The sequence below is a fragment of the Burkholderia pseudomultivorans genome, from assembly GCF_902499075.1.
Taxonomy (GTDB): Bacteria; Pseudomonadota; Gammaproteobacteria; order Burkholderiales; family Burkholderiaceae; genus Burkholderia; species Burkholderia pseudomultivorans.
Genome location: NZ_CABVPP010000076.1, coordinates 20,032 through 28,274 on the forward strand (window position 1 = coordinate 20,032; position 8,243 = coordinate 28,274).

The window sequence follows — 8,243 nt, forward strand, 5'->3', positions numbered from 1 at the left end:
CATCATGAGTTGGCGAGAGAAATTGCGGCCGGCATCGTTCCGCGGTGTTCCGTTCAAGGTTTTCGACGACCAGACGCCGGTCGGGCGCCGCGTCGTTGTGCACGAATATCCGCGGCGGGACAGCAGTTACCCGGAGGACAACGGCAAGAAAACCCGGGAATACACGATGACGGCGTTCGTCATCGGCTCCGACTGCTTCGATCAGCGCGACAAGTTGCTAGATGCGCTCGAGCAGGAGGGACCGGGCGAGCTGATCCATCCGTGGCTCGGCACGCTGCGCGTGCAGCCCGGCGAGTGCGACATGACGCACGTGAAGGCGGACGGCGGAATGGTTCGCTTCACGCTGGTGTTTCACGACGCGCCGGATCTGAAGTATCCGACTGGCGCGGCAAACACAGGTAAGCAGGCACTCGGCAGCGCCGACGGGCTGCTCGATACGGCGCTGAGCCGCTATCGCGATGCGGTTGCGTTGGTCGATCTGTCCCAGGTCACGGTCGATAGTCTCATGCAGCAGGGCGGATTGATTTTCGACGTGCTCTATCGATATGCGTCGCCGTTCACGATGTTGTTCGGAAGTGTGCGGAGTTTCGTCGAAACGCTCGTCGAGATGCCGGGCTCAATCGCGGATCGATTCCGTTCCGCATCGGACCCGGCATTTGTCGCACGTGGAGCTCCCGCGGGCTATGCGGATTCGATTTCAGGGGCGCTCGGCAAGGTCGGCGCGATCTCGACGCTCGACGAGATTCCGCCGCCGCGCGGTCGCGAGGCTAGCAAGTTGTTCGCTGCGACGGTCGACCTCGTTCAGGACGTGTTGCTGGTTGACGTCGTGCGTGACGCCGGCGCATTACCGACATACTCGCCGGCCACGTTGCCGGCCGGCGCGCCGGCGCTGGATGTGCAGATTGCAAATCCAGTGCCCGCTGTCGATGTGCCCGTCGCGGATGATCTGCGCGACCTTGCAGATGTTGTTTCCGAATCCATGTGGCAGCAGGGAATGGCTGCGCCCCGCGAACATTTCCAAGCACTGACAAACAGCCGCGTGAAAGTTGCGCTGCATTTGACGAAGGTGGCGCGCGAAGGCGTTGGGCTGGTGACGCTGACGCCGCCTGAGGCGGTGCCGGCGCTCGTGCTCGCGTATCGCAGATACGGCGATGCGGCCCGCGGCGATGAGATTGTGATGCGTAACCGGATTGCGCACCCCGGCTTCCTGCCGACCGTGCCGCTAAAGATTCTTTCTCGATAGATGGCTGACAACTCCAATACCGTCACGTTGACCGTCAACGGTCTTGATTTCGCCGGATGGACCGACGTGCGGATCTCGGCGGGCATCGAACGGCAAGCACGTGATTTCGAGCTCGCGATCACATGGAAGTGGCCGGGCAGCGGGGATGTACCGCGGCAGGTCAAGCAGGGCGACCGATGCGAGGTGCGTATCGGGTCCGATCTGGTGCTGACCGGATACGTGTTCTCTACGCCGATCCGGTACGACGCCGCATCGCTCAAGTGTGGCATAGCGGGCCGGTCGCTCACGGCCGATCTGGTCGACTGCGGTGCGGACAACAAGCCGTCGCAGTGGCGAGGTCAGCGCGTAGGCCGGATCGTCGAGGCGCTGGCGGCGCCCTACGGTGTGAAGGTCGGCGACGAATCAGGGGACGCAGGGACGTTGGCAGATCACACGATCGAGCCCGGCGAAACGGTCTTCGATTCGATCGATCGGCTGTTGCGGTTGTCGCGGTTGCTGTCGACCGACGACGAGCACGGGCGCCTGGTCATTGCCGAGCCGGGGAGCGCCGGCAAAACGTCCGACAAGCTCGAGCTCGGCGTCAACATCAAAGGCGGTGATGCGCCGCTCGATTTTTCGCAAGTGTTCTCCGAGTACGTGTGCAAGGGGCAGCGCAGCGGGACCGACGAGGCGTTCGGCATCGCGGTCAGCGAGATCGAGGCGCGTGTGGCAGATCCGCGTATCGCGCGGCATCGCACGATGGTGATGCGCGAATCCGGGCAGATGACGGCCGATCTCGCGCGTCAACGCGTCGAGTGGGAGAGCGAGAACCGGATCAGTAAGGCGCTGATGACGACCTACAAGGTTCAGGGTTGGCGGCAGTCGAATGGCCAAATCTGGCGACACAACCAGATCGTCCGTGTCATCGATTCGATCATCGGCTTTGATCGCGACATGCTGATCGTGGAAATTGAATATTCGCAAAGCAATGCCGAAGGGATGCTCACGAAGCTGGCGGTCGCTCCGCCGGACGGATTTGCGGCCGAACCGTTGACGAAGCGAAAGAAGGTCAAGGGCAAGAAGAAAGGCAAGGACAACTTTGAATTTCTGTTGCCGGCCGATTGGGAGAAGCAATGAACAAACTGGGTACGTGGCTAGTTCGCGGGGTCGTGTCGCTCGCGAATTCGGCCTCGAAGATGCAGACGTTGCAGACGCGATTGATGGCGGGCGGGGTGAAGGATGGGGTCGAGCATTTCGAGCCGTACGGGTTCACGTCGCATCCGATTGACGGCGCCGAGGCGATTGTTGGCTTTCTCGGCGGCGACTCGTCGCACGGCGTTGCATTGGTCGTGGCCGATCGCCGATATCGTCCGCTGAATCTGAACCCCGGGGAGGTCGCAATTTTCACGAACGAAGGTGACAGCCTGATTCTGCGCAACGGCCGTATCGCCGAGCTGACAACGGGCACGTTCCGGGTCAACGCCTCCGAAAAAATCGAATTCAATTCGCCGGTCGTGGAGGCGTCGGAACAGGTTGTCGCAAAGGGACGTCTGACCGCCCAATCTGGCATGGCCGTGCGCGCGGGCGAGGGCGGTGACGAGGCGGCGACGTTCGATGCACCCATTCGCACGCCGGATGTCATCGTCGACGGTAAGAGCACCGCGCGGCACCGTCACGTGGAGACCGGTGGCATTACGGAAGAAATGCAATGAGCGACGCACGAGAATCGATGTTGCGGCGCGCGGTCGAGATCAGCCTGTTTACGTGGCGACGTGCGGAGCCCGGCGATCCGCTCGACGACGACGAGCGAATGGGATGGTGGGGCGATAGCTTCCCGGATGTTGCGGGCGACCGAATTGGCTCGCGCTTATGGCTGTTGCGCCGACAGGTGTTGACGGCGGAAGTGCTGCGCCGTGCCGAGGAATACTGCCGCGAAGCGCTGCAATGGATGGTCGACGACGAAATTGTGACAGCAATCAGCGTCAGTGTGAGACGAGCGGTTGGTGTGGGGCGTGCTGCAACCGACCGAGCGATCGGGGAGATTGTCCTGTCGGACGACCACGACGGGCCGCTCACCATCAACTACGACGACATGTGGAGAATCTTCGATGACCTTTCCGTTGCCGACGCTGCCTGAGTTGATTGAGCGGGTAGGCGGCGATCTAACATCCGCCGCGGACGGAGTACTGCGGCGTTCGGACCAGCGCGCGCTCGTGCGGGTCCATTCGGGCGCCAGCCACGAAATGCACGGGTTTCTCGGATGGGCGGCTCGGCAAATTCTGCCGGACGAGTGCGACGAGGAAATGCTGTTGCGCCACGCTCGGCTGCGGCTCGCAGTGCCACGCAAAGATGCCGCGGCCGCGTCCGGCTTCGTATCCGCCAGCGGAGCAGAGGGGAAAACCATCGACGCGGGCGCTCTGCTGCAGGCTGATGACCAGCGACGCTACGTGGTTGTCGAGGCTGCGCCTATTCGAGCCGGAGTCGCGAAGGTTCAGGTGCGAGCAGCCGATGCGGGGGTGGCGGGCAACATTGGCGCCGGCGTGCGGTTGCGATTTATTTCGCCAGTCGTTGGCGTATCGGACACGGTCGTGGTGCTGGATCCCGGAATTTCGGGCGGCACCGATCAGGAGGCGGTCGAGCGATTGCGACAACGGGTCATTCGATCCTATCGCCTCGTGCCTGACGGTGGGAACGGAGACGATTACGTGACATGGGCGCTCGAAGTACCTGGCGTTACGCGCGCGTGGTGCCGGCCGCACTACATGGGAATCGGTACGGTCGGCGTCTTTTTTATGCGCGATGACGATCTCAATCCCGTTCCGGACGAGCATGCGTGTGCGATGGTTAAGGCGTATATCGAGCGGCAACGGCCGGTGACTGCGGAGTTGTACGTGCTTGCGCCAAAGCCGCGGCACATCGATTTCGCTATTCGACTCGTGCCGAATGACGATGCAACTCGGCGAGCCGTCGTGGAGAGTTTGTCGGACCTGTTGGAGCGCGAGGGAGTGCTCGGGGAGACGGTTCTTGAATCGCATCTGCGGCAGGCGATCAGCGGAGCGCGCGGCGAGTATGACAACAAGCTGTTTCTTCCTGCCGACGACGTCGTTCTGGAGCCGAACGAAATTCCTCTGATGGGAGCGGTGAAATGGAGGTGAGGGATGACGCCGACTACGTGAGCATGCTACGCGCCCTCCTGCCACCAGGGCCGGCGTGGAGTAACGAATTCGCACCCCAGGTACATCGCGTACTCGCGGGATTGGCCGCGGAATTTCGGCGTATCGATGCGCGCGCACGAGCCCTTCTCGACGAGATGGATGCCGCGACCGTATCGGAGTTGGTGCCCGATTGGGAGCGGGTGTGTGGCTTGCCAGATGAATGCCTCGGTCTCGTGCAGTCGGTCGACGAACGGCAACGCGAAGTACGCCGGCGACTGCTGGGCGCTGGCGGCCAGCGTATCGCTTTTTTTGAATCGATCGCACGCGAGAATGGTTATCCGGACGCTCGAGTTGAAGAGCATCGAGCGCCGCGATTTGGGCGGTCGCGGTTCGGTGTTGCCCGCTTCGGGTCGTGGGCGCAGCAGTTCATCTGGACGATGCATATGGGGAGAGGGCGCGCCGGGAGTCGTCGCTGGGGGATAGCAGTGTGGGGCGAACGATTTGGTCGCAACCACAACATCGGCATCGAGTGTTATATCCGACGGCACGCTCCCGCGCATACGTTGGTGATTTTCGAATACGAGGGATAGCGGATGGATTATCCGAAAAGTGTTCCGGGCGTCGGGTTGGTGGATGGGAAGTTTGTTGACGAGGATCCGATTGGCGGCCGTGCCGGATCGTTGATTCCTGCCGCATGGGGAAATTCGATTACAGACGAGATGCTCACCGTGCTGCGTGCTGCCAACATCGATCCTGATGAGGCGTCGACCGAGCAGCTGCTCGCGGCTATCAGGATCGTTGCGTCGAAGGGTTCAACGCGTCCGCCGGGTGACGATTCGGAATACTGGGCGACGACCGAATTCGTTGCCGATGCCATTCGGTCCATGATGCCAGACCGAGTCGGTGAGATCTCGTTCGAGATGCGCATTCTGCCTCGTGTCGGGTGGTTAAGAGTGAACGGGGCTGTGCTTAAACGAGACGCTTATCCTGAGTTATGGGCCTACGCGCAAGCCTCCGGTGCGCTCGTGTCCGAGCGCGATTGGTCGAACGGATGGTTTGGATGTTTTTCTTCGGGTGATGAGGCCACAACATTTCGCATCCCGGATTTACGAGGCGATTTCCTTCGTATCTGGGACGACGGCCGTGGTGTAGACCGCGGCCGCCGGTTAGGGGCGTGGCAGGACAGTACGAATCGTTGGCACGAGCATACGGGTACGGCGTCTGAAGCTGGTGATCATATTCACACGGGCTGGACCGATGTGCGCGGCCATCATTGGCATGATCTTTATGACCCCGGGCACAAACATCGCAACGGGTTTGGATCAGTAGGCGTATTCGGCACCTCGCCCGGCGAGGGCTATGGTCCACACAATGGCCGCCGCAACGAAGTCGATAGCGATGTTTCTTACAGCGGGATCTCGCTCGGTGCAGCGGGCGATCATGACCACATTGTCGGAATAGGAGCAGCGGGGCGGCACGGGCATTTGATTTCGATCGCGGGTGAAGGAGCGAGTGAGGCGAGGCCTCGCAACATCGCCGTCGCTGCGTATATCCGGGCTTATCGCATCGATGTGAAACGAGGGAAATGAAATTGCGGATCTACCACTACGACTTTCATACCGGTGCCTATATCGGTCAAGGCGAAGCTGACCCGGACCCAATGAACGAGGGCGGCTGGCTGATTCCGGCATTTGCGACGCCGGAGCAGCCGGCGCCGTCGTCCGCGCGTGAATGGCCTTTTCGCTGCGACGAACAGTGGGTGAATAAACCCGACTTTCGAGGCGTTGCGTTGTACCGCACCGCGGACGGAACGGAGGCGTCTATCGATGTTCCAGGCGTCTCGCCGCAAGAAGTCGGGCTTACCGAGAAAACGCGTCCGGGCGCCGAGTACATCTGGCGTGACGGTGCGTGGCAACTCGATGAGGCTGCTGTCGCGAAGCTCGCCAAAGAAGCCGCCATGGCGGAATTTGAGGCGAAGCTCGCGAATGCGCGCGAAGCGACGCTCGGACTATCCGATGCAATGGCCGCCGGGTTGCTCGACGATGTGCAGAGCGCAACGTTTCGTGTTTGGGCAGCGTATCAGCAGGCGCTGGTGCGTGAACTGCGGAACCCGCGCTTTCCGGATGTTGCTTGGCCACCGGAGCCTACCGAACGCGACATCGCTTTGGCGGCGGAAGAAATGCGAAAGAAGCGGGCGGCCGAAGAGGCAGAGCGGAAGCGTCGCGAAGATTCGATGAATGTCCTCGATGTGGGAGAGAACACGACTTAGTTCGTTTTTTGCGATTTGTCGAGCCGCCTTCGGGCGGCCTTTTTGTTTACGGCCGCTTCTCGCGGCCATTCGTTTTTGGGCTTCGCGTCATACCTGATCGATGCCCGCGGGGATCAACGTGAAGAATTTCAGATTCAGTCGGCGCAGCGAAAGGAACCTTGTCGGCGTAAAGCCGGACTTGATCAGGCTCGCGCGCCGTGCGCTCGAATTGTCGGAGGTTGACTTCGGGGTGACCGAGGGGCTGCGCACGAAAGAGCGGCAGCGGCAACTTGTGGCGGAAGGAAAGAGCCGCACGGCCAACAGCCGCCACCTGACTGGAGATGCGATCGACGTGGTGGCGTATCTCGGCGCTGCAGTTACGTGGGAGTGGAAGTACTACGAGCAAATCGCTGTTGCTTTCAAGCGCGCGTCGGCCGAACTCGGGATTCCGGTGGAGTGGGGCGGCGACTGGAAATCGCTGAAGGATGGGCCGCATTTCCAATTGCCCTGGTAAGGAGGAGGTGTGTTGAACCATGTGTCGCTCTTTAGTGGAGCGCTGTCGGTGTTCGCCGCGGGCGCGTGCGGATCCTTACTCCGCGTGATCATTGCGCCGCCCGATCGACGATCGCTAATCATGGCGCACGTCGTTGCCGGCGCAGCAATGGCTGTGTTCGTTGCACCCGCGATCGTGTCGTACTGGTTCCGTGCCTACGGGATCGAGATGCAGCGCGGTATTGCCTTCGGCGTTGGGGTGGCGGGGCCGCTCCTCGCCGAGGTGGTCATTCGTCTTATTCAACGGCGAGGCGACAAGGTCGCCGATCGCTTGATCGATCGTGTCGCTGGTCCGGAGGATCAAAAATGAACGCTCTCGAATTTGTCTACTTTGTGCTGCACGTGGTGCTGTGCGTTGCTGTCGGATGGCTGCTTTGCCTGCGGGGTCAACCGCGCGTTTGGCGCGTCGTGCTCGGCATGATTCAGTTTGGCGCGCTATGGAACCTTACGGGGCTGATCTGGTTGGGGTATTCGACCGTTTGGCCCGGCGAGCCGATCATCACGGGCGGCTTCTGCCTGGTCGCAGTAGGAATGATCTTCTTCAAGCAGAAACTCGTCACGCGGAGGGCATTTTGAACTGGATCGATCCGCGATTTTGGTTTGCCGTCGTCGCGTCGATCGCAGTCGGTGCAATGACGGGTTACTTCAAGGGCTATCGCGACGCCGATCAGTCTCACACAGTCGAAACGCAGGCGCGACGAATTCGTGAACTCGTCGTCGAGCGTGATGAGAGTAACCGGGTCGCGCGCGAACAACAAAGGAACGCCGAAGATGCTTCAAAAAAACGTGACCTGGCGCGCGCTGATGCTGCCGCCGCTGCTGCTGCTGCTGACGGCCTGCGCAAGCAGGTCATCAAGCTTGTCACCCGAACGCGCGATTCCGCCGTTGCGGCCGGAGGCGCGACAGCCTGCGACGCCCTCGATTTGCTTGCCGACGTGTTCGGACGGGCTGACGAAGCTGCGGGAAAACTGGCGCGAATCGCTGACGAGCGTAAGCGGCTCGGCCCGACCGTTTCCCCCATTCGCGCGCGCGTGGGGCATGATGGTGATGGCGTGGAGTAGTCCGT

The 8,243-nt window shown here is 61.4% G+C and carries 11 protein-coding genes and 2 pseudogenes; all 13 read left to right on the forward strand.

Annotated elements, in window-relative coordinates; all coding sequences use genetic code 11:
• The first annotated feature begins 4 nt into the window (after window positions 1-4).
• Window positions 5-1,243, forward strand: a complete 1,239-nt coding sequence (locus BST28156_RS31270) for a DNA circularization protein (protein ID WP_174904251.1) — start codon at window positions 5-7, stop codon at window positions 1,241-1,243.
• Window positions 1,244-2,359, forward strand: coding sequence for a phage baseplate assembly protein (locus tag BST28156_RS31275; RefSeq protein ID WP_174904252.1), 1,116 nt, complete (start codon window positions 1,244-1,246; stop codon window positions 2,357-2,359).
• Window positions 2,356-2,934, forward strand: a complete 579-nt coding sequence (locus BST28156_RS31280; protein WP_174904253.1) for a phage baseplate assembly protein V — start codon at window positions 2,356-2,358, stop codon at window positions 2,932-2,934. The genes BST28156_RS31275 and BST28156_RS31280 overlap by 4 nt, the downstream gene beginning before the upstream one ends.
• On the forward strand, window positions 2,931-3,359 hold the full coding sequence (locus tag BST28156_RS31285; RefSeq protein WP_040127341.1) for a phage GP46 family protein: 429 nt from the start codon (window positions 2,931-2,933) through the stop codon (window positions 3,357-3,359). Before BST28156_RS31280 ends, BST28156_RS31285 begins: the two co-directional genes overlap by 4 nt.
• Window positions 3,331-4,377 carry a baseplate J/gp47 family protein gene (locus BST28156_RS31290; RefSeq protein WP_174904254.1) on the forward strand — a complete coding sequence of 349 codons (1,047 nt, stop codon included), beginning with the start codon at window positions 3,331-3,333 and terminating at the stop codon, window positions 4,375-4,377. The genes BST28156_RS31285 and BST28156_RS31290 overlap by 29 nt, the downstream gene beginning before the upstream one ends.
• Window positions 4,378-4,400: 23 nt before the next feature.
• Window positions 4,401-4,967, forward strand: a complete 567-nt coding sequence (locus BST28156_RS31295) for a YmfQ family protein (RefSeq protein WP_235213741.1) — start codon at window positions 4,401-4,403, stop codon at window positions 4,965-4,967.
• A 3-nt stretch (window positions 4,968-4,970) separates the two neighbouring features.
• Complete coding sequence (locus tag BST28156_RS31300; protein ID WP_174904256.1) at window positions 4,971-5,966, forward strand: phage tail protein; 996 nt, start codon at window positions 4,971-4,973, stop codon at window positions 5,964-5,966.
• Window positions 5,963-6,646 (forward strand): tail fiber assembly protein, encoded by a 684-nt coding sequence (locus BST28156_RS31305; protein ID WP_174904257.1) that lies wholly within the window; start codon window positions 5,963-5,965, stop codon window positions 6,644-6,646. Before BST28156_RS31300 ends, BST28156_RS31305 begins: the two co-directional genes overlap by 4 nt.
• A 118-nt stretch (window positions 6,647-6,764) precedes the next feature.
• Entirely contained in the window at window positions 6,765-7,139 is a 375-nt protein-coding gene (locus BST28156_RS31310) for a M15 family metallopeptidase (protein WP_217451824.1), read from the forward strand.
• 12 nt (window positions 7,140-7,151) lie between these two features.
• Window positions 7,152-7,487 (forward strand): hypothetical protein, encoded by a 336-nt coding sequence (locus tag BST28156_RS31315; RefSeq protein ID WP_174904259.1) that lies wholly within the window; start codon window positions 7,152-7,154, stop codon window positions 7,485-7,487.
• A complete protein-coding gene (locus tag BST28156_RS31320; protein ID WP_174904260.1) occupies window positions 7,484-7,753 on the forward strand; it encodes a hypothetical protein in 270 nt (89 codons plus the stop codon). Before BST28156_RS31315 ends, BST28156_RS31320 begins: the two co-directional genes overlap by 4 nt.
• 56 nt (window positions 7,754-7,809) lie before the next feature.
• A pseudogene (locus tag BST28156_RS35260) lies at window positions 7,810-8,121 on the forward strand (DUF2514 family protein); the annotation flags it as partial.
• Window positions 8,006-8,243: pseudogene (locus tag BST28156_RS35265) on the forward strand (hypothetical protein); the annotation flags it as partial. The pseudogenes BST28156_RS35260 and BST28156_RS35265, both read left to right, overlap by 116 nt.

What these genes read in the sequence shown, in the direction of transcription:
- BST28156_RS31270 (WP_174904251.1), top strand. Translation starts at nt 5, where the DNA reads ATGAGTTGGCGAGAGAAATTGCGGCCGGCATCGTTCCGCGGTGTTCCG.
- BST28156_RS31275 (WP_174904252.1), top strand. Translation starts at nt 1,244, where the DNA reads ATGGCTGACAACTCCAATACCGTCACGTTGACCGTCAACGGTCTTGAT.
- BST28156_RS31280 (WP_174904253.1), top strand. Translation starts at nt 2,356, where the DNA reads ATGAACAAACTGGGTACGTGGCTAGTTCGCGGGGTCGTGTCGCTCGCG.
- BST28156_RS31285 (WP_040127341.1), top strand. Translation starts at nt 2,931, where the DNA reads ATGAGCGACGCACGAGAATCGATGTTGCGGCGCGCGGTCGAGATCAGC.
- BST28156_RS31290 (WP_174904254.1), top strand. Translation starts at nt 3,331, where the DNA reads ATGACCTTTCCGTTGCCGACGCTGCCTGAGTTGATTGAGCGGGTAGGC.
- BST28156_RS31295 (WP_235213741.1), top strand. Translation starts at nt 4,401, where the DNA reads ATGCTACGCGCCCTCCTGCCACCAGGGCCGGCGTGGAGTAACGAATTC.
- BST28156_RS31300 (WP_174904256.1), top strand. Translation starts at nt 4,971, where the DNA reads ATGGATTATCCGAAAAGTGTTCCGGGCGTCGGGTTGGTGGATGGGAAG.
- BST28156_RS31305 (WP_174904257.1), top strand. Translation starts at nt 5,963, where the DNA reads ATGAAATTGCGGATCTACCACTACGACTTTCATACCGGTGCCTATATC.
- BST28156_RS31320 (WP_174904260.1), top strand. Translation starts at nt 7,484, where the DNA reads ATGAACGCTCTCGAATTTGTCTACTTTGTGCTGCACGTGGTGCTGTGC.